We start from the raw sequence: 21,249 nt of genomic DNA, 5'->3' as shown, positions 1-21,249 counted from the left end.
GGCACGTGCCCGATATGGACAAAGCAAGTAACATTGCGCGCAGACGCACCTTGGCGCTTGCAGATGGCGGCGCAGAATATTCCGCGAAGCGAACGGAAATCATTGCCATAGCCGCGCGTATCTTCAAGGACAAAGGCTTCAAGGCCGCGCGGCTTGCCGACATTGCCTCGGCCGCAGGGCTCGACCGTGCGACGATGTACTACTACGTGGGCAGTAAAGAGGAGCTTTTCCGCGAAGCGGTGGAGACGGTCCTAGATACCAATCTTGCCTATGCCGAGGCTTTGGTTGCCGACATTACGGTAAGGCCGGTCGACAAGATTTCACGGTTCGCCGAAAGATTGATGCAATCCTACAGTGCGAATTACCCGTACCCCTACGTTTACATACAAGAGCAGATGCATCAGGTCGCTACGGGCACCACGCCCTGGGCCCAGGACATCGTCCAGAAAATGCGATCACTGGAAGCCATCGTCATGCAGATGCTGCGCAACGGCGTCAGCAGCGGCGAACTTCGTTCGGATCTGCCCGTCAGGCTCGTCGCCAATGCGTTCTTCGGAATGTTCAACTGGACGCACCGGTGGTACGAACCGGGCTACTCGCTCGATGCCGATACCATCGCCCGCGGTTTCATGAGCATCTTCCTGGATGGGATGGCAACCGCATTGCCGAACGTGGTCAAGTAAGTGCCGCCAACCGCTCCCGCAAAGCCCGCTTATCGACCTTCGTCAACGACATCGGCCAGTCGCCAGGGGACATGATAAAAATCTCGCGAGGAACCTTGTAGGAGGCAATTCGGCCGCGGCAGAAGGCAACGATGTCTTCGGACGAGAGTGCGCTTTCCGGATAGAGCTCGACGAACGCTACAGGGACCTCGTCGAGACGCGGATCGGGTCGGCCTATGACTTCCGCGAAGCGAATCTCGGGATGTGAGCAGAGATAAGCCTCAAGCTCCGCCGTCGCGACGTTTTCACCGCCTACCTTGAGCATGTCCTTGAGGCGACCACAAAAGACGACGTTGCCGTCCGGCCGGCGCTTGTAGAGGTCGCCTGTCCGGAGCCAGCCATCGGGGGTCAGGGCTTCGGCAGTCTTGGTCGGATCCCGCCAGTAGCCCTCCATGACGCAGAAGCCGCGAACCCATATTTCTCCCAGATCGCCGTCCGGAACCGTTTCGCCGGCCACGGGGTCGACGATCTTGATCTCGACGCCCGGTGCCGCCTTGCCGTTGCTGGCGACGCGAACCTCCAGCGGATCGCCGGCATCCGCGATCGCGAATATACCGGCCGTTTCGGTCATGCCGCACGACTGGATCACTTCGGCGTGCGGCAGCAGATTCTGAAGGCGTGTGATGAGATCCGGCGGGCCGATCACGTTTACAAACCGCAGCGTGTCAAGCGTGGCTGCTTCGAAATCAGGATGATCGATCAGGCCATGTATGATGGCTGGAAACCAGGGCCAGGCAACGGTCGCACCGTACGCCGCCATCAGGGCGAGTGCGCGTCCGGGCTCGTAGTACAGATCGGTCAGGAAGGTGCCAGCGACGCTGATAGAGCCGATAAATGGTCCGAGCGAACCGATGTGGAAAAGCGGCCCCCCCGACCAGGTAACGCTGTGCTCGCCGGCCCAGAACCGCTCGCGCATGCGCTCGTAAGGTCCGCGCACGCAGGCTTCGTGCGTAAGCATGCATCCTTTCGGATTTGCCGTGGTGCCCGATGTGTAAATCAGGAGCGCTACATCGCGAATGCGAACCCGGCGACGGCGTTCGGCGACTTGTGTCTCTAAAACCGTCTCCGCCAGGGCATCGAAGTCTTCAACCGACATTGCCGTCGGCGCTTCACTACCCCGCAAGAGCGCAACCGTCCGAAGAAGTGGAGCCTCATTCAGCGCGAGATCCTGACCGCCGCTGCTACGGGACAAAGAAGGCAGCGCTTCTTCGAGCAGAGGCAGGAAGTCGAGCGGATCTTCCGCCGCGCGGCTGGTCAGGATCGCGCTCAAGTCCGCATTGCGAATGATGTATGCAAGCTCGGTAGCCTTGTGGCGGACATTGATTGGGACGGCAACGCATCCTGCCATCGCGACGCCGAACAGGGCGCTTACGTAGGCTATGCTGTTGGGCGCCATGAGGCCGACATGTGCCCCTTGCGGCAATTCGAGAGCGATCAGGGAGCGGCTGATGCGCTGCGCTCGGGAGAACAGCTCGTCATAGGTGATCTGCTCATCGGGCAGGACAAGCGCATACCGAGATGGCGCCAGCCCGGCCGCCCGCGCCAAGAGGTCCCCCAAGGTCGTCGCCTCAATATAAAACTTGCTCAGCATTGCCTCCTATGAGCGCTGGTTCGCGGTCCGCGCCGTAGGATCGAAACTAGGTACACCTCACCTAGTGTCAACACGATAGTTGACGATCGCATTTTTATCAACACAAGTGTTGACACGACACCCCTTATGCGCGAACACCGGCTTCAGACGGCACTTCGAGAGAGGCCGATTCCAAGCAAGGGCAAAGCAAAAAATGAAGTTTCACCTAATGCAGACCGGTGTTGTCGGTCGTCGCCATGAAATCGAGCAAGGTATGGCGGGGCAGCGGCCTGAACTCTATCAGCGATTTTTGGACGAGATTCGTGACTATGTCCGGCTCGCGGACGACCTTGGCTACTTCGGTTATTGTCAGCCCGAGCATCATCTTCAAATCGAAGGCTTCGAGGCGAACAATCATCCTGGGATGTTCAGCCTGTTCGTCGGGCAGCACAGCAAGCGCCTCCATGCCGGGATCATGGGTTACACCATGGCCACGCATAATCCGGTTCGTGTTGCAGAAGAGATCGCCACGCTCGACCACATGCTGCAAGGCCGGCTCTATTGCGGCTTTACACGTGGCTACCATGCGCGCTGGGTCGACAGCTATGCGGCGCGGGAAGGCATCAGCGCCACTACGCCCGACAACGTCAAGGCCCGCGACGAGCAGGACGCCCGCAATCGCTCGATTTTCGAGGAAGGCGTTCGCGTGATCAAGAAGGCTTGGACCAACGATGTCTTCAGTCACAAGGGCGAAAACTGGGAGTTTCCTCCCAACGGTGGTTCTGCCGGCCACCCGGCCTATGCCAAATACGGCAAGGGGCAGGACGAGAACGGGATCGTACGCGAAATCGGCATCGCGCCGCTCTGCTATCAAAAGCCTCACCCGCCAATCTACGGTGGCTTTGCCGCCTCTGGTCGCACGATTGATTTTTGGGCGGAGGAGGGCGGCAAGCTGATCGTACTCTCGGACAATCTCGACTTCTGCGAACAGTTGAACAAGCGCTATATCGACACCGCCGCCAGGAACGACCGGACTGTCACCGGCGCGGATGCGTCTGCTTGGGGGGGCTTCTTGATGCTCACCGACGACAAGGATCGCGCGGCCAAGCTCATGGAAGAGCACATGTGGTTCTGGGACGAGTGGTTCATTCCGCTTGGCCAGCGACCGCCGAACGTGTTGATCGGATCCGCGGACGAGATCGCGGACCGTATCGGCGAAGCCCACGATCGTCTCGGCTTCAACGAGCTGTTCTTGATGTTCGGTCAGGGCCATCTCGAGCCGGCACAGAACCAGGAAGAACTCGAACAGTTCATCGCAAAGGTCGCGCCTCGCTTCTCGACCAAGGATGCCGACGGAACCTGGGTCTAATACGAGATGGCGCAGGAGAGGGACGGGGGCATGGTCCCAGAGCAACTGATCGGTCCCGAGCTCCGGCTGGCGCTCCGCCGGTTGGCTAAGGCTGTGGTCATCGTCACGTCGAAGCACGACGGCGTGCGGCACGCCATGGCCGCAACGGCGGTGAGCGAACTTTCGATCGATCCGCCTTCGATGCTGGTCTGCGTTAACAAATCGGCATCGATGCACCCCGTCCTGACTACCGGCGCGCCGTTCTGCATCAACATCCTGCATGTCTCCCAAGAGGCGATGGCGCGATCGTGCAGCGGCGTCCTAAAGGGCGAGGCTCGCTTCGAGACAGGACGTTGGGCACAAGCCCGTAGCGGCATCCCTTATTTGCTGGATGCCCAAGCGGCTATCGTTTGCGACCATGCGACCGCTCTAGAATTTGGAACGCACAGCATCTTTATCGGACGCGTTGTCGAGGTCCATCTGGCGGGCGAGATCGATCCTCTCATCTACATGGACGGCGGCTATTGTGCCGCGCAAGCTCTCGGGAAATCTTGATGGCGACATATCTGAAACGCGGCGCCACCGCCGAAGCGAAAGCCGAGAGCAACCGGCAGGTGCGCGACACGGTGGAGGGGATCCTGGCGGATATCGAGGCGCGCGGTGATGCGGCCGTGCGCGACCTGTCGATCAGGTTCGACAAGTGGGACCGCGAGTCCTACCGCCTGACCCCGGCCGAGATCCAGGCCTGCATCGACACGCTGAGCCCGCAGGATGTCAAGGACATCGAGTTCGCCCAGGCCCAGGTGCGCAATTTCGCGCAGATCCAGCGCGCGAGCATGCAGGACGTGGAAGTAGAGACCCTGCCCGGCGTGGTGCTCGGCCACAAGAACCTGCCGCTCAACGCCGCGGGCTGCTACGTCCCTGGCGGCAAGTATCCGCTGCTCGCCTCGGCGCACATGTCGGTGATCACCGCCAAGGTCGCCGGCGTGCCGCGCGTCGTCACCTGCGCCCCGCCGTTCCAGGGCAAGCCCGCCCCCGCCATCGTCGCCGCGCAGGCCATGGCCGGCGCCGACGAGATCTATTGCCTCGGCGGCATCCAGGCGGTCGCCGCCATGGGCCTCGGCACCCAGTCGATCGCCCCGGTCGACATCCTCGTCGGCCCCGGCAACGCCTTCGTCGCCGAGGCCAAGCGCCAGCTGTTCGGCCGCGTCGGCATCGACCTGTTCGCCGGCCCGACCGAGACGCTGGTCATCGCCGACGAGATCGGCTGCGACGGCGAACTGGCCGCGACCGACCTGCTCGGCCAGGCCGAGCACGGGCCCGACAGCCCCGCGGTGCTGCTGACCACTTCGGAGAAGCTGGCGCGCGAGACCATGCAGTGGATCGAGAAGCTGCTCGAAGTGCTGCCCACGGCCGACATCGCGCGCAAGGCCTGGGAAGTCTACGGCGAGGTCATCGTCGCCGAGGACGACGCCGAGATGGTACGCATCTCCGACGAGATCGCCAGCGAGCACGTCCAGGTGATGACCGCCGATCCCGACTATTTCCTGAACGCCATGACCAACTACGGCGCGCTGTTCCTGGGGGCGCGCACCAACGTCTCGTTCGGCGACAAGGTGATCGGCACCAACCACACGCTGCCCACCAAGAAGGCCGCGCGCTATACGGGCGGGCTGTGGGTCGGCAAGTTCATCAAGACCTGCACCTACCAGAAGGTGCTGACCGACGAGGCATCAGCGCTGATCGGCGAATACTGCAGCCGCCTGTGCGGGCTCGAAGGCTTCGCCGGCCACGGCGAGCAGGCCAATGTCCGCGTGCGCCGCTTCGGCCACCGCGACGTGCCCTATGCCGGCACGGCCAGCCCCAGCGAACTGACCGCCGTCTGACATGACCGCCCCCGCGCTGCCGCGAACGCCCAGCTTCCGCCTCGATCGCCGGCGTGCGCTGGTCACCGGCGCGGGGCGCGGGATCGGCGCCGCCATGGCCGCCGCGCTGGCCGAGGCCGGGGCCGAGGTGACGCTGGTTGCGCGCTCCGAGAGCGAGATCGCCGCGGTGGCGGAGGCCATCCGGCGGGGGGGCGGCAACGCCGAGGCAGCGAAACTCGACGTCTCTGATCTCGACGAGGTGACTTGCTTTTTTGCCGAGAGACCAGCCTACCACGTTCTCATCAACAATGCCGGGACCAACCGCCCCAAGCCGATGACAGAGGTCAGCGTGGCCGATTACGATGCGGTTCTCGATCTCAATCTTAAGAGCGCCTTCTTCGTCGCCCAGGCCTGCGTCCGGCGGATGCGTGCAGAAGGTATCGAGGGGGGCAGCCTGATCCATGTGAGCAGCCAGATGGGCCACGTCGGCGGACTCAACCGCTCACTCTACTGTGCCAGCAAATGGGCCATGGAAGGGATGAGCAAGAGCTTTGCGCTCGATCTCGCTCGCTACGGGATCCGGTCCAATACGATCGCGCCGACATTCATCGAGACGCCGATGACGCAGCCCTTTTTCGAGGATGAGGCGTTCAAAGCGAGCGTTCTGCAAAAAATAAAGCTCGGCAGGCTGGGTACCGTCGAAGATATCATGGGAGCCGCCGTTTTCCTGGCCTCGGATGCCGCTGCCTTGCTCACCGGCACGTCACTCGTGATCGACGGCGGCTGGACCGCCGACTGATCATGTCCAAGGTCCCGACCATCGCACCGCCGCCCACGATCGCCCATCTTGTCGCCGACCGCGCGCGCGACTGGCCGGATCGCGTCGCCATATCATTCGAGGAGCAAGTACAAACCTTTGCCGAGCTCGATCGCAGCGCAAATGCGGTTTGCCATCTCCTGGCGAAATTGGGCGTGGCGCGCAGCGAGCATGTCGCAGTCATGCTCGAGAACGGCGCCGAGGCCGTTCAAGCCTGGTTGGGCATAGCCCGCTACGGGGCGATCGAGGTGCCGCTCGGAAGCGCGCTTAGGGGGGACGGACTGGTCTATCCCTTGGTCAAATGCTCGTGCCGACTTGCTATCGTGCACGCCTCTTTGCTCGACCGTATCTCCCATGTTCGTGATCGCCTGCCTCAACTCGAGACTGTCATCGTTGTCGGCGACGCCGGAACTCAAGGCTGGAAGGCTCGCCTCCTCGAAGCGGGCCATGAGCCTTATGCATCGGACGTTGCCGCCGAGGATACCGCGGTAGTTCTCTTCAGTTCGGGCACGACCGGCCCGCCGAAGGGCGTGGTTCTCCCGCATAGTGCCGGGTTTTGGCTGGCCCACGGAGTGAGGGAGGTGATGGGCTACGGTCACGATGACGTGCTCTTCAACGCTTTCCCGCTGTCGCATGTGAACGCGCGCTACACGACCATTTACCCAGCGATGCTCGCCGGCGCGCGAGCGGTCCTTCACCGGCGGTTTTCCGCAAGCGCCTTTTGGGACATCTGCAGGACCGAGCGGATTACGGCTTTCAACTATATGGGCGTGATACCCGTACTACTGCTGAACCAAACGGTCACGCAGGGAGACCGAGACCACTGCGTGACGCGAGCTTACGGCGCGGGCGCCGCCGACAAGATCTCGGATCAGTTCGAGGAACGGTTCGGCGTGCCGCTGGTTGAGACCTATGGCTCGACAGAACTTGGCATGGTGAGCTGCACGCGGCTCGGCGAACGGTCGCCCGATTCCTGCGGAGTGGCGAGCTCTGACTATCAGATCGAGATTCAAGACGAGCTGGGCTGGCCGCTTCCTTCCGGTGGGACGGGCGAGATCGTGGTTCGTCCCACCCGCCCGGGCGTGATGTTCAGCCGTTACCTTGGAGATCCGGCGGCCACGGTCGAGGCCTTGAAGGGCCTTTGGTTTCACACGGGCGACAGGGGGCGGCGTGACTCCGAGGGCAAGCTGTACTTCGTCGATCGCGTGAAAGATGTGATCAGGCGTCGCGGCGAGAATATCTCATCTTGGGAAGTCGAAAGGGTCCTGGAAGCGCATCCCGCAATCTCCGAGGCGAGCGCAATAGGCGTGGACTCGCATGTGAGCGGACAGGAAGTCATGGTCGTTCTCGTAGGGGCGGGCGAGCAGGTTGCGCCCGCTGAGCTCCTCGAGCATTGCGAAAAACATCTGCCCTACTACGCTGTCCCTCGATACGTTCGGTTCGTCGACAGCCTGCCGCGCACCGCATCGGCCAGGGTCGAGAAGTATCGACTTCGCGAAGCGGGAGTGACTCCCGACACCTGGGATCGGGAAGAAGCCGGATACGTCCTCAAACGGTAGTATCGCGCAGCGGGCGGCTTCACGGTCAGGTCGATCGGGCGGGAAGCTGCACCAGTTCGGCCTGGCTCAACCCGGGGCCGCCTTGCACGATAGGTCGCGGATGGCGGGCCCCGGCGGGGCGCCGATTTTGCGCTGAGCTACCGATCGCCTCTATGGTCGCTTACGGTGTCAAGGGCGCGCGGTCTTAGGATGCTCATACGGGTGACCGCGGTGGACGGTCTCGCCGAAACTCGGTCGATTTCGCAGGACGTCATCCCACCAGCCCAGCAAGGCATCTTCGGCCGCATAGTCGAAATCCTGCGCTGTGAGCGGACCCGAGCCGGTCGCGTCGATCTCATAGGGATGCGATTGCCAGTATTCGACGGTGCGCTGTATCCATTCGATTGGATCGACGGCCTCTTGGTATCCAAGCTCCACCTGTGCGCGAAGGGGAGAGGGCTGATTGTGGCGCAGCCTGCCAGCCGCCAGGTCTTGCTTGCTGTGACTGAACAGCATTTCTCCCGACAGGGGAACGGCAGAACTGCCAAGCGCTGCAATGCTCGGCGGCAGGTCAACGAACTCAAACTCGTGGCCCAGAAGCCCCGCGATCAAACTCACCCATTCGCGCTGGGTGAATTGGCGTTGATCGGCCGCGTGATAGATCTTCCCGTTTGCCACTTCGCGATTGTCGATGACCGATCCGATCAGCGCTGCCGCGTTGGCCGAGGCGCAGCGGCCTGTCATGAAGAGGCCGCCATCGGGCAAGGCCCAGCGGGTGCGACCGTCCAGGACACGTTTCATGACATGCCATTCCATGGGAACGAGCGAGTGGGGGCCGTAAACGTAGGGATATCTTACGATGGTCGATGCGAACGCGTCGTCGCCGCCCAGATCGAGAATGCGCCTTTCCGTCTCGACGATCCGGGGGATGATGCCCAGCATGCTTGCCGGCGCGCCGTCGGGGCGGACCGGAGGATCGGTTTCCCGGGTCGGCGAGCCCAAATCGGTTCGGCAAACCGGCGTCCCGCTGATACCTATGAAGTGGCCGCAGCGCCCAGCCAGAGCCTCGGCAAGGTATCGGGTGCGCCCATAGGTGGCGATGGCGATATCCCACTCGCGCCCGGACAGGTTGGCTTCGATCGACTCCCGAAAGTGCGGGTCGCCAATGATAAATTCTATGTCGCGGGCGTCGAGATCGGCATTGTGGCGCCCTCGATTGTAAATGGTCACCTGGCACTGGCGCGCGTGTAGCTCCTCGATGATCGCCCGGCCTGTGGCGGCCGATCCACCAATGAGAAGCACACGTTTCATCGTCATTCCCCTATATCGCATCTCCTCTTACCAGCCGGGGGCATTCTATCAACATTAATGTTGACTGATGGCTGGAGCGATAGCATCGCTGACGGCGAAGGGAGCGCTGGCATTGATCGACTATGAGATACGCGAAGGGGCGGCCTGGCTGACATTGAACCGGCCGGAAAAGCACAACGCTTTGCGACTTGATGCGTGGCAGGCTCTGCCTGATCTGATCGCGCGAGCAATCGCCGATGCGTCAGCCGCGGCGGTCATCCTGAAAGGAAAGGGGCCGAGCTTTTGCACGGGCGCCGATATCACCTCGTTCGGAGACTTAGCCGACGCCGAGGACCGCCACCGTGTAATGACCTCAATCAATAGCGCAATGATCGCAGTGGAAGCCTGTACGAAGCCGGTGATAGCGGCGGTGCACGGATATGTACTGGGAGGTGGCTGCGAACTAACCATGATGGCAGATATAGTTATTGCGGATTCGACCTCGCGCTTCGGCCTGCCAGAGATCAAAGCCGGCTTTATGCCTGGTCCGGGGCTCGTCAGGGGCAGCAGCCATGTTAGCCTTCACGTTATCAAGTACATGGCGCTCACCGGCGAAACCTTGGATGCGGACGAGGCTCTCCATGCGGGGCTTGTCAACAAGGTGGTTGCGCCCGGCCTTGCGGTCGAAGAAGCTGCCCACATTGCAAAGACCATGGCGCAGCGATCCGGCACCGCGCTGGCCGAAATGAAGCGCTTCCTCAATGCACAGGAGCCATCGGCCTGGCCGCACGTGACATCGAGCCTGGCTTACGTCTTTGGAACTAAGGGGGCGTGCGAAGGCATCGCGAAATATGGTCGACGCTGATGGCCGGGCGACGGCACGGTCATCCACGAGCGGCGCCGGCCACCAAGATCTTATGCGCCTTCAGGAGCCGGTGCTCGAATGAGGCACAGGTGCGGCGAGGGTCACTTCCACTTCCACCCCGCTGAGGATCGCGTTGCCCGAAAGCGGGTCACAACCATCGTCGGGAACGAGCAGGTTTACATTGCCACCGGGCCTGAGCTTGGCCCTGTCCATGCGCGTTTCGGGATCGTCATGGCCAAATCCATGAGGTATGCTGATCACGCCGGGCATGATCGTCTCGGTTTCCTCCACCTCGATCAAAAGCTCGCCCAGATCATTGCTGACCCTGGCGATATCCCCCGATTCCACCCCTCGCATCGCCGCATCGACGGGATTGATCTGCAGGGTGCAGCGATCCTTGCCGCGCATCAGCGAATCCACGTTGTGCATCCATGAGTTGTTGGAACGCATGTGCCTGCGCCCCACGAGGAGCAGCCCATCGACATGCCGGTCGAGCGCCTCGGAAAGACGGGCAAGATCGTCGACCAGGACATCGGGGGCGAGTTCGATCTTGCCGCTGGGCGTTGATAGTATCTCGGGCAGACGCGGTTGCAGCGGACCAAGATCGATCCCATGGGTAGCGTTCTCGAGCGCCGTGAACGTCAAGCCGTCGCGGCCGGATTCGAAGGCGTCGCCATAAGGGCCCGATCGCAGATAGAAGTCGAGAATGCGCTGTACCCCACGCCGCGGACCTAGCTGCGCCAGAATGTCGTCCCGGGCGCGGCCAAACAGACGATGCCCCTCCTGCGAGATGGCTTCGTCGACCAAGCTCTCGACGTAGGACTGATCGAGGTCCCACGGGTCGGCATCCGCACCCGCGCCGCGAAGGATGTTGGCCAGGCGCAGGTATATTTCGGAATCGCATCTTTCGTTCTCACGCAACGGGCGACTGCGCGGCGTCCATCGTGCCTGATTGCGTGTCGACCATTGCATGTAGGTCGCCGGATAATGCTCCTTTGCGAGATCGGGCGGCGACGGCAGTAGGACGTCGGCGAACCGCGTCGTCTCATTGAGGTAAGGGTCGATGCTGACCATGAAGTCCAGCGAGGTTAGCGCGTGTTTGAGGCGCGCGCTGTTGGGCCTAGTGAGTACGGGATTGGCGCCTACGGTAATGAGCGCGCGGATCCTTCCTCGACCCGGCGTCTCGATTTCTTCGGCGAGAGTGACGGCAGGGCGTTCGAAACCCCGCACGATGCTGACCGATGGAGCGCCGCGCACGCGGGTAGGGGGACCAAACAGTCGATGTGGAAGCTGTCGGCCGAGGAGGCGGCTGTTGGCTTGCGCAACCGCGGCCAGAGGGAACATCACTCCGCCGCGGCGATCGAGGTTGCCCGTCAGGATGTTGACGAGATCGATCATCCAGCTCGCGAGCGTGCCGAATTCCTGGGTCGTCGTCCCGAGCCGGCCGTACACCGCTGCCGACGGCGCTGCGGCGATATCGCGTGCCAGCCTTCGTATGGTGGGGGCCGGAACGCCGCAGGCTTGAGCGACACGTTCGGGCGTGAACGCCTCCAGACATTTTTGGAGCTCGGCGAGGCTTTCGACGTGCGGCGTCGCCTCGCGCAAATTCACAAGCTGCTCGGCAAACAGCGTATTGAGCATGCCAGCGAGAAAAAGAGCATCCCCCGCGGGGCGGATGAAGACATGCTCATCGGCGATCTCGGCCGTGTCGGTACGCCGCGGATCGACGACGACGACCCGGCCACCACGTTGCCGCAGGCGCCGAATCCTGTTCGCCAGACCTGGCGCTGTGAACAGACTGCCATTGGACTGAGCGGGGTTTGCGCCGAGGATCAGAAGATAGTCGCCATGGTCGATGTCGGGTATCGGAATCGACATCGGATGTCCGAACATCAAGGCGCAGGCGACTTGTTTGGGAGCTTGGTCGACCGTGCTGGATCCGAAGAGGTTGTTCGTCGGCATCGATCCAGCGAGCAGGCCGTAGTAAACGTTCGCGATGGTGTGAGCGATTCCCGAACCGTAATAGAAGGCAAGGGCATCGGGATCGCCCCCCTCGCGGATCGGCTTGAGCGCGCGGTCGATCAGATGGAAGGCTTCTTCCCACGAAGCCGCGCGGCGCTCGCCGCTCGCGCGGTCTCGGATCAAGGGTTGCTCAATCCTGTCCCGATCTTCGTCCGAGCGAACGAGTGAAGCACCCTTGGGACAAAGGTAGCCTCGGCTCATAGGATCGCGGCTGTCGCCCGTGACACGGGTTCCGGTGTGGGTCTGCTCGATCCGAAGGCCACAGGTCGCCTCGCACAAAGGACAGGTGCGGTAAGCGATATTGGCGTCGTGACGGCTCATCTTCTTGTTGCCTTCCCTCTTCGCGACTAAGTTGTCGCCGAAGCGAGCATATCCGTCACACGCACGAATTTGCTCCGCGGACGATTCAGTGCCGCGCCGGCCGCGCGTTCTGCGGCATCGACGCGCGACCACGCCTGGACATCAAGCGGCGCGACGCCTCGCGCTCGCAACAGTCCGTCGAGCTCATCAGGCGTTGTTACCGCGCGCGTCAGACGTCCGGTCGAAAAATCATCGAGGAGGGCTGTCGTCGTTTCGCGGGAGCAGGCTCGGTTGGTGCCTATGAGCCCGCTCGGTCCCCGCTTGATCCAGCCAGCAACGTAAAGCCCTGCGAGCGGCTCGCCCGCGCTCAAGTTCCAAACTCGCCCGCCGCGGTTAGGTATCACACCGCGCACGTCGTCGAAGGGCAGACCAGGTACTGGCTCCCCGCGATAGCCCGCGGCCCGGATTACAAGCTTAGTCGCGATGGTCTCGATCTCGCCCGTCGGCTCCCTCGCCACTTGGCCATCCGCCAGAACAAGTCGATGGCGCGCGAACCGGACGGCTTCTACTCGGTCGGATCCAAGGATTTCCATGGGGCTCATAAGAAAGCGCAAGGCGATCCGGCGGGAAGCCGAGCCGGGGCGAGAGTTCGAAAATGTGCAGACGGCGTCCCATTTGCGCCTTGCACTCGCACGCGCAGCTGCACGAAGCACCGCCGTCACAGGGGCATCATCGGCAGGCAGATCCCCTGCGCGCCCGGTCAAGATCACGTCGTCCAACTGGGAAAGAGCCAGCAGTTCGCCTGTCGAATAGGCCGCTTCGTGCGCGCCGCGACGCGCGGCAACGACGACCTCACGGATCAGGCTGCCCTCGAGGGCTTCGCGCGCATGATCGGCAAGGTCGGTGGTCGCATAGCGCGCTACGGGCTGGGCGAGCATGCGGGCTACGTCGAGCGCGACGTTTCCGTTTCCGATGATGACCGCTCGCTCGCCTGAAAGGTCGAAGGAGGCCTCTGCATGATCTGGATGGCCATTGTACCATGCGACGAATTCGCGCGCGGAATGGGATCCGGGCAGATCCTCCCCGGGCAGTCCGAGCGATTTGTCGCCGGCAGCGCCGCCGGCATAGACGACCGCGTGATGGCAGCTCAAGACTTCCGACAACGAGAGATCTCGGCCGACTTCGACGTTGAAAAAGCAGCGCACAGCGGGGTGATGCAGCAAGTCAGCAAACGTCTCGGCGAAAAGCTTCGTCTGTTGGTGGTCGGGAGCGACGCCTGATCGGACCAGGCCGAAGGGCGTCGGCAAGCGTTCGAATATCGAGAGCTCGATCCCGGGGACCTTGAGAAGCTCTGCTGCGGCATAGCACGCGGAAGGTCCCGTGCCGATGATCGCGACCCGCAAATTCCCTTTGCTGACAATTGCCCGATCCTGCGGAAGTGGCGGCAATGACCAGTCCTCTATTGGGTTGTCGCGAAAATGATCAGCATTGATCGCGGGATAGGCTTCGAACTTCGCGGGCAAGTCGTAGTCGGCATAGATGGCGCCGACCGGGCAAGCCTCCTGGCAAACACCGCAATCGATGCAGGCGCTCGGATCGATATAGAGTTGTTCGGCGCTGCTGTATTCGGGATCATCCGGCCGTGGCCGGATGCATTGCACGGGGCAAACGTCGACGCAGGCACCGTCGTTGCAGCACACCTGGGTGATCACATGGGCCATGCATTTTCCTTCAGCTGGCCACCATCGCCCTGCAAGCGAGGGACGCAGGTTCCCCACTTCCATGAGATGCGATCGGCATTCGTCGCAAATGGTCTGTAAAGAGCCATCAACTTTGCTTCTCCTGCTCTAGTGGACAAGCTCGTCCGGCAGCGCCCGCGACGCTCGAAAGAGGTGGAAGGCCGCCCAGATCGCGAACAGCGAGGTCAGGGCTAGGGCCCATCGACGGGCTTGGACTTCCGCCGCATGACAGGCGGACAACGCGCCGGCCGCGCCTGCACACCGCAGAGCGAAATCGGTTCCCAGGAAGTAGTTGGACAAGGCGTCAGTGAGCCAGCCAACGAAGGCCGGGCCCAGGCCGATGCCGATCAGGTTGGCCACAAGCATGAAGATCGCAAGCGACATCGCGCGAGTCCTCGACGTCGCCACGCCCTGGACGATAGCGTAGCCCGGACCAAAGAATACGGAGTTGAGCGCAGTCGGAAACAGCAACAGCAACATGGCAAGGTTGCCGTCCTCCACGAAGTAGCCGCCCATCGCAAAGGGTAGGCCGATGAGAAGAGCGAAGGCGGGAACACGGCCGAGCCCGCTGGCGTGGACCTTTTGCGCCCTGTCTGCGAGCAATCCGCCAAGGCCGATGCCAATGGCCCAGCCAAGCCCGGTGACGACCGCGAGCTGAAAGCCGGTTTCGGCGAGCGAGCGGCCGTGCACGACGTTGAAGAAGAAACCTAGAAAATAGCCGCTTCCGAAATTGAGCACCGAAGTCAGGGACCCGGTGATCATGGTGTGAACGTAGGCCCGACTTCGAAGCAATGTGCGAAGGGTCTCGATAACCGGAGGCGGTACCTGGGGATCGATGGCATTGCGGCGGGGTTCGCGAACGATGAACGGGAGCATGATCGCGATCAGCAGGCCGGGCAGGCCCACGACCATGAACGCCGCACGCCACCCATAAGTCTGAGCGACAATTCCACCGAGGGCGAGGCCAATGAACGATCCCACCGGAATGCCGAGCGAGTAGAAGCTCAAGGCAAGCGCCCGACGATCGCGCGGCACGAAGTCGGAAATCAGCGACTGCGCGGCCGGGGAACATCCGGCCTCGCCAACCCCGACGCCGACACGGAAGAGGAACATCTGGCCAAAGGATTGGGCTGAGCCGCACAGGGCTGTCATGCCGCTCCAGATCGCGAGGCAACCGCTCAACAACCAGACCCGGTTGCCGCGGTCGGCGAGCCATGCGATCGGGATCCCGCAGATCGCGTAAAATGTCGCGAAGGCAAAGCCGCTGAGAAGGCCGATCTGTGTATTGGACAATTGCAACTCGGCCTTGATCGGTACGACTAGGACGGCGAGAATCTGGCGATCGACGTAGTTGAGCGCGTTGAGCAGCATCAATACAGTCAGGATACTCCAAACATAGATCCGCGAGGTCTCGGCGCCGTCCGTCGCTTCGACAATTCGCTCTGACATCGACCGTACCTCACTTGCTCAATCGGCAGCCATGATCAAACCCGACCCGGCGGACACGAGCGTCCGCCGGGTGTAGGCCATCAGAAGCGATAGGAGACGCTCGCGCCGTAGGTCGCCGGCATGCCGGTCTTTCGCACGACCTGATCACCGCGGCGGCCAGCGAACACCAGGTAGTACTTGTTGGTGACGTTTCGCCCGTAAATGGACAGGCTCCACCCGTTTTCAGCGTTGCCGATCCCCGCTCGCAGATCGAGCAGGGTGAAGCCCGGGATAGCAAACGCCGAGCTCGGCAACGTCGGACTGACGGCCGACACCGTGTAGGGCCCGCGCGGAAAGACGCCCCGAGTTCCGCTGCGCGCTGTCACGGTCGATCCGACAAAGGCTTCGAGCGATGCACCCACGGCAAAACGATACTCCGCATCGAAATTTCCCTGCCATTTGGGCGTATAGGGGAAGTCGAGACCCTTGAAGTCCACGACCGCTCCGAAGGGCGTGAAATTCTGGTACGATTGGGTGACCTTGGAGGAGATGTGGGTGCCACCTGCATTGATGGTAAGGCCGGCAAGGGGGCGGGCGATGAGCTGAAGCTCAAACCCTTGGACGCGGGATTTGGGGATGTTGACCAGGCCCTCCAGCGCACCGAACACCGGCACCACTCTGCTGCCCTTCAGCTGCTTGTCCTTGTAGTCGTAGTAGAATGCAGCACCGTCCAACCGGACGTTGCGTATCACCTCGAGCTTGAATCCGGCCTCGTAGGCCGTGACCGACTCCTGCGTAACCGGTGTGAATTGGACCTCGCGGTTTGCGGAAATGAGGGGAAACCCGCCCGCCTTGTAGCCCCGGCTGACATTGGCGTAGACAAGCCGTCCCGGAGCGATCTTCCAGTCGATGCCGGCGCGCCAGGATACGTTGTCTTCATCAAGCTGCTTGACCGCGAGCACCGGCCGATTGTTGGCATCGAAGGTGGCGCAGCCCTCCACCGGCACCGACCCGACAAGCTGGCCGTTGCCAAGCAATGTTCCGGTGGTGAACACTTGATTACCCGCGTTGATCGCGCAGCCCGCGAAATTGACCTTGGTCTTCGTGTAGCGGATACCGCCCTGAATCTTCACGCCGGGAAGAATTTCATAGTCGGCGTTGGCAAAGGCCGCATAGGTCTCGAAATCCGTGTCAGCCTTGATCGGGACGAGATTGCCGGCTGGAAGCGAAACGCGGCCATCGGGAAGGACGCTGGCGCCGATACTCGAGAGAATCTGGAGTTCCGGCGCGGTGAGCACGCGGCCTGCCGGACCGGGCTGCACGAGCGAAAAGACACGGGCGCTGGTCTGGTCGCCGTAATATTGATCCGTGCGCTCGTCGGTATCGTCCTTGCTGTAGTTCCCGCCGATCAGCCAGGTCCCCTTTTCTCCGATCCTGCCATTCAACCGCAGCTCCTGGTTGAAACTCTCGACATGGCCCGTGGTGAAATAGTCGAAGACCTGCAGGCTCGTTCCATCCGTGTCCTGGCCATAAGCCTGCTTGTACTTGGAATAGGACGACAGGGAGGTGAAGGTGATGTCGTCGGTGAGGTCGAAATCGGCACGCAGATTGCCCTGCCACATCCAGTCATCGCGCTTTTGCGGAATGAAATTGCTCCAGTCCGCCGCACGCGGTGTTTCGGGGCTCACCGGATAGGCCCGCAATGCGGGGATCGGCGGGATGGCCGGACGGACCTGGAACACCGTGACCAGCTGGGCTGCCTGCGTGTCGGACTTGTTGATGAAGCCATTCACGTTGAGGCTGACCTTGAGCCGGTCGGCTGGGTTCCAGTCGAGCAGAAGACGGCCCTGCGTAAAATTGCGCGATCCCAAACCCTCATCGCGGGTATAGCTGCGCTGCCAGTCACCGCCGAAGTCGTGCTTGACCGCGATGCGCGCATTGAGAGTCGTGCTGATCGGTCCGCTTAGAAACGCCGAGACGTCGCCCCAGCCAAATCGCCCCACGCTCGCGTTGAACCCACCCTTGAAGGTGTCGGTGGGCTTGGCGGCAATGTAGTTGACGGCGCCGCCGGTAGCGTTCTGCCCGAACAGCGTGCCCTGAGGGCCTTTGAGCACTTCAACGCGCTCGAGGTCGAAGGCCGTGCCCAGCGAAAGCGCGGGAAACGGGATCGGCTGCTCGTCGATGTAGAGGCCGACGGTCGGCTTGGCGGCAAGGCTGGACTCGAACAGACCGATACCGCGCAGAAAGTAGACGGGGGTCCCGACGCCGCTTTCCGCAGCGGCGAAGCCCGGTACAAGCTTGGCCAGGTCCCCGGTATCGCGAATACCCAGGCGGGTGAGTTGATCTCCCGTGGCCGCAGTGATCGACATGGGGACGTCGCTGGCTGCTTCGGAGCGCTTCTGGGCTGTGACGACGATCTCACCGGTATCCTGCGTCGGCGTATTGTCGGTCAGGGCCGGGGAGGGCGATGTCGTGGAGCTGTCCTGCGCGATAGCGACCGAGGGCAGCGCCATGCAGCTGAGGGCCAGCACCGACGTGGACGAGATCGCCAGTGACCTTGCCCGGGCAGCACACTGGATGATGCTAAGCGCAACCTTCCTGGCGTCAGGCGAATCGCTTTCGAACGTGTCGAGATTCAAAACGGTACGAGACATAGTGCTTCCTCCCCAAATCTTCCCTGGCCGACACGGGCGATACCGCGTGCCGGAAGCCTCATCCCCGAGAGGGACGTCGCCTTTATCCTGTGATCTTGCCTAGGCCCTGCACCGAGCTTGCGTCTGTCCCCGCCGAACGGGACGCCCGCGACCGGTTGCACGGCAACCGGCAGTATGCGCCCGACCGGTCAGAAGCCGGCCAATTGCCCGCCGTCGCAGACATACTCTCCGCCGGTGCAAAAACCGCTCGCTTCCGATACCAGAAACAGGGCCAAGTTCGCAATGTCACGCGGTAAGCCCGCTCGCCCTATCGGGAGCGAGGCGCCGCGCTCCAAGATCGCCGTCTCGCCGTAGGCTTCCTGCGTCATCGGCGTGACGATCAAACCCGGGACGATTGCGTTTACGCGAATTCCCACTGGTCCGAGCTCCACCGCAGCGGACCTGGTCAATCCGCGCACGGCCCACTTTGTGCTCGAATAGGCGGAGAGGTTCGCTCGGCCGGTCATTCCCGCAATCGATCCGACATTGACGATGGAACCGCCACCGCGTGCGGCCATCAGCGGCGTTGCGGCCCGTATGCCGAGAAACGTGCTGATGAGGTTGACCTGCAAGAGCCTCTCGAAGTCCGCTAGCGAAGTGTCGACCAATGGCGAGAAATGAGAAATCCCGGCATTGTTCACGAGTATGTCAATGCCCCCCGTCGCTGAGGTGATCTGCCCTATGGCCGCTTTCCAGGACTCTTCGCTGCCGACGTCCAGGTGGACATAGCCGGCCGCTGCGATCTCGCGCGCGAGTTCCTCGCCTTCCTCGTCCAGGATGTCAGCAAGATAGACCTGGGCGCCTTCAGAGGCGAACAGTCGGGCCTCCGCCGCGCCTTGGCCACGCGCCGCGCCCGTGATCAAGGCGACTTTGTCAGTAAGCGCTTTCGCCTCTTGCAGCATTGGTCAATTCCCAATTCGGCTCGATACGACGATCGAACCCTTCAATCCTCGCAAGCCAGCCCTGTGGTTCCCAATGCAGAATGCGCCGGGAGGCGTGCCCGAATCGGCCATCTTTTGGCGGGGCGAGACCGTTACCATCTCACCGGTAAGCTCGTCAGGCCGTAGACCGAGCCGTCCGAATAGAACTCCACGTCCTCGAACGGCACGGCGAGCGTGAGGCCCGGGATACGTTTCCAGAGCTTGGCATGTACGATCTCCAGTTCGGCCTCGCTTAGGAAGGCTCCGACACAGCGATGGGCGCCGCCGCCGAAGGCGAGGTGCGATTTCGCATTTGCACGGCTCAGATCCAGACGATCGGGCCGCTCGAACATCGCGCCGTCGCGGTCGGCGACGCTGTTCATGATGATGAGCCCTTCGCCGGCGCGAATGAGCTGTCCCCCGATCTCGAGGTCCTCGACGGCCACGCGCCGACGACCTGAATGCGTGATCGAGAGATAGCGGAGCATCTCGCTGACCGCGTTCGCCATGAATTTCGGCTCGATCTCGCCGCGCATGAGAGCGCGCTGGTCAGGATTGACCAATAGGGCAAGAACACTGAGCGCGATCATGTTGGCAGTCGTCTCGTGACCGGCAATCAGGACGAAGCGAGCAAGCTCGATCACTTCTCGCGCCGTGAGGATGCCAGGTCTCAACTGGTCCACGACCAGGCGGCTCAGCAGATCGTTGCAGGGCTCGCGGTCTTTCTGCGCGATAAGCGATTCCATATAGTCGTAGAGTGCCGTTGCCGCCTCGGACGCATCCACAGGATCGGCGCGAGAGGACGTGCAGACCTGGCTCTTGTCGGCAAACCAGTCGCGGTCCGCGTATGGTACGCCGAGCAGTTCGCAGATGACCATGGTCGGGACAGGCAGTGCCAGATCGGCGACGATTTCCGCCTTGCCGTCCTTGGCGAGCATGGCGTCGATGAGACCATCGACCTTCTGCTCGATGGCGGGTCGCATCTCCTGGACGCGGCGCACCGTGAAGTCGCGCGCGAGCATGCGCTTTTGCTGGCTGTGCTCTGGATCGTCCATCGTGCGAAGGTTGCGATCCTGGCCCAGCACCTGCTTGTAGGCCGCGCTCTTTTCGGGATAGCCCTCCCGTCGCGGATCGACGCTGAGGCGACGATCGTTGAGGGCGAACTTCGCGTCCTCAAAACGAGTGATCAGCCAGGCTTCGACACCATCCCATTGACGAATCTTCACGGGGGTGCCCTTCCGGGCCAGCTCCAGCAGCTCCGGCGGAGGGGCAAGCGGATCCGCCGCTGATCGCACAGGGGGAAACTCGGGCATTTGCAGCACGTCCATGTCAACTCCTGTCATGGGCCGATCGTTCGGTTGCTAAGGGTTCAATCGAAGGTGAGAGTGCTGAGCGGCAGGGGATCATCAATCGGCCTCAGCAGCCAGCGACGCGAAGATCCCAGAGCCTCACCGGATTTGTCGGCCCGGTCTGCGCGCAGCCGCGCCGAGACCAAAGGATCAGTCTCGAGGTCGAACGAGCAATCCTGCCAATGGGCCAGGTCCTGCCAGGCGGTGATCATCGCCAGCGCCGGCAAGGCGGGGCCGCTCACCACGTCGGCGAGGAGCATCACGTGCCCGCCCATCCGCTCGACCGCGGGTAGAAGCGCCTGCTCCAGGAACAGGTTCGCGCGGGCGAGCTGCCCGACCCCGATCGTGAAGAGCCGAAGTTCATGAATGGCGCCCAAAGCCGACGCGGCTATGCGATGGGGATGCCAAGTCGCATTGGGCTTCAGGAAGAAAAGATCGAACTTCTCGACCAGCTCCTCTCCGTCGTTCGTATCTGCGCGAAGCTCATGCCAGCCCGGATGGGTGTAAAAACGTCCCCAGACCTCTTCTCTTTCGACCAGGTCCCGGTAGCCCATCACATAGGCGATCGCGGGCCCATCTGGTCCGGCAGCGCAATGCCACCGACCCAAATTGCGGATGCCGCAATCGGCGAATATCGCGGGCAGGCGGTCGAAGCGGCGCAACCCGTCGCTCAGTCGACCTGGCGCGAGGCAATAGATCCGAAGTTCGTAGAACATGTCGGTCCTTTCCGACCTCTCCTTGTTTTGAGCTAGCACTTCGAGCCGCGGCGTCTGTCCCCAATCG

General features: G+C 62.3%; 16 protein-coding genes. 7 read left to right on the top strand and 9 right to left on the bottom strand.

Going from position 1 to position 21,249, the window contains the following annotated elements:
- Positions 1-14: 14 nt before the first annotated feature.
- The gene (locus OLX23_RS24535; protein ID WP_264448033.1) at positions 15-683 is read left to right on the top strand and encodes a TetR/AcrR family transcriptional regulator; all 669 of its coding nucleotides are present in this window, start codon (positions 15-17) and stop codon (positions 681-683) included.
- Here the strand turns inward: OLX23_RS24535 and OLX23_RS24530 are convergent.
- Entirely contained in the window at positions 676-2,313 is a 1,638-nt protein-coding gene (locus OLX23_RS24530) for a class I adenylate-forming enzyme family protein (protein WP_264447981.1), read from the bottom strand. The genes OLX23_RS24535 and OLX23_RS24530 overlap by 8 nt on opposite strands.
- A gap of 208 nt (positions 2,314-2,521) precedes the next feature.
- Between OLX23_RS24530 and OLX23_RS24525 the strand changes: the two genes are divergently transcribed.
- From OLX23_RS24525 to OLX23_RS24505, 5 genes are read left to right on the top strand one after another with little or no spacing between them, the layout of a single operon-like run.
- A complete protein-coding gene (locus tag OLX23_RS24525; RefSeq protein WP_264447980.1) occupies positions 2,522-3,661 on the top strand; it encodes an LLM class flavin-dependent oxidoreductase in 1,140 nt (379 codons plus the stop codon).
- 30 nt (positions 3,662-3,691) lie between these two features.
- Positions 3,692-4,195: a flavin reductase family protein gene (locus OLX23_RS24520; RefSeq protein ID WP_264447979.1), complete on the top strand. Its 504-nt coding sequence runs from the start codon at positions 3,692-3,694 to the stop codon at positions 4,193-4,195.
- Positions 4,195-5,526: a histidinol dehydrogenase gene (gene hisD, locus OLX23_RS24515; RefSeq protein ID WP_264447978.1), complete on the top strand. Its 1,332-nt coding sequence runs from the start codon at positions 4,195-4,197 to the stop codon at positions 5,524-5,526. The genes OLX23_RS24520 and hisD overlap by 1 nt, the downstream gene beginning before the upstream one ends.
- A 1-nt stretch (position 5,527) precedes the next feature.
- A complete protein-coding gene (locus tag OLX23_RS24510) occupies positions 5,528-6,304 on the top strand; it encodes an SDR family NAD(P)-dependent oxidoreductase (RefSeq protein WP_264447977.1) in 777 nt (258 codons plus the stop codon).
- Between the two features lie 2 nt (positions 6,305-6,306).
- Positions 6,307-7,881 (top strand): AMP-binding protein, encoded by a 1,575-nt coding sequence (locus OLX23_RS24505; RefSeq protein ID WP_264447976.1) that lies wholly within the window; start codon positions 6,307-6,309, stop codon positions 7,879-7,881.
- A gap of 168 nt (positions 7,882-8,049) precedes the next feature.
- Here the strand turns inward: OLX23_RS24505 and OLX23_RS24500 are convergent, their stop codons facing one another.
- Positions 8,050-9,171, bottom strand: a complete 1,122-nt coding sequence (locus OLX23_RS24500; protein WP_264447975.1) for a hypothetical protein — start codon at positions 9,169-9,171, stop codon at positions 8,050-8,052.
- 112 nt (positions 9,172-9,283) lie between these two features.
- Between OLX23_RS24500 and OLX23_RS24495 the strand changes: the two genes are divergently transcribed.
- Positions 9,284-10,015 carry an enoyl-CoA hydratase/isomerase family protein gene (locus tag OLX23_RS24495; protein ID WP_264447974.1) on the top strand — a complete coding sequence of 244 codons (732 nt, stop codon included), beginning with the start codon at positions 9,284-9,286 and terminating at the stop codon, positions 10,013-10,015.
- Between the two features lie 60 nt (positions 10,016-10,075).
- Here the strand turns inward: OLX23_RS24495 and OLX23_RS24490 are convergent, their stop codons facing one another.
- From OLX23_RS24490 to OLX23_RS24460, 7 genes are all read right to left on the bottom strand, one after another.
- Positions 10,076-12,358 carry a molybdopterin-dependent oxidoreductase gene (locus tag OLX23_RS24490; RefSeq protein ID WP_264447973.1) on the bottom strand — a complete coding sequence of 761 codons (2,283 nt, stop codon included), beginning with the start codon at positions 12,356-12,358 and terminating at the stop codon, positions 10,076-10,078.
- 26 nt (positions 12,359-12,384) lie between these two features.
- Positions 12,385-14,058 carry a 4Fe-4S binding protein gene (locus tag OLX23_RS24485; RefSeq protein ID WP_264447972.1) on the bottom strand — a complete coding sequence of 558 codons (1,674 nt, stop codon included), beginning with the start codon at positions 14,056-14,058 and terminating at the stop codon, positions 12,385-12,387.
- A gap of 126 nt (positions 14,059-14,184) precedes the next feature.
- Positions 14,185-15,525: a spinster family MFS transporter gene (locus OLX23_RS24480; RefSeq protein ID WP_264447971.1), complete on the bottom strand. Its 1,341-nt coding sequence runs from the start codon at positions 15,523-15,525 to the stop codon at positions 14,185-14,187.
- Between the two features lie 80 nt (positions 15,526-15,605).
- On the bottom strand, positions 15,606-18,158 hold the full coding sequence (locus OLX23_RS24475) for a TonB-dependent receptor (RefSeq protein ID WP_264447969.1): 2,553 nt from the start codon (positions 18,156-18,158) through the stop codon (positions 15,606-15,608).
- A gap of 188 nt (positions 18,159-18,346) precedes the next feature.
- A complete protein-coding gene (locus OLX23_RS24470; RefSeq protein WP_264447968.1) occupies positions 18,347-19,099 on the bottom strand; it encodes an SDR family NAD(P)-dependent oxidoreductase in 753 nt (250 codons plus the stop codon).
- A 131-nt stretch (positions 19,100-19,230) separates the two neighbouring features.
- Positions 19,231-20,445, bottom strand: a complete 1,215-nt coding sequence (locus tag OLX23_RS24465) for a cytochrome P450 (RefSeq protein ID WP_264447967.1) — start codon at positions 20,443-20,445, stop codon at positions 19,231-19,233.
- 41 nt (positions 20,446-20,486) lie between these two features.
- Positions 20,487-21,182: an NIPSNAP family protein gene (locus OLX23_RS24460; RefSeq protein ID WP_264447966.1), complete on the bottom strand. Its 696-nt coding sequence runs from the start codon at positions 21,180-21,182 to the stop codon at positions 20,487-20,489.
- Between the last annotated feature and the right edge of the window lie 67 nt (positions 21,183-21,249).

The sequence above is a fragment of the Novosphingobium sp. JCM 18896 genome (genome assembly GCF_025938095.1).
Lineage (GTDB): Bacteria > Pseudomonadota > Alphaproteobacteria > Sphingomonadales > Sphingomonadaceae > Novosphingobium.
This window is presented reverse-complemented; position numbering and strand designations above follow the sequence as displayed.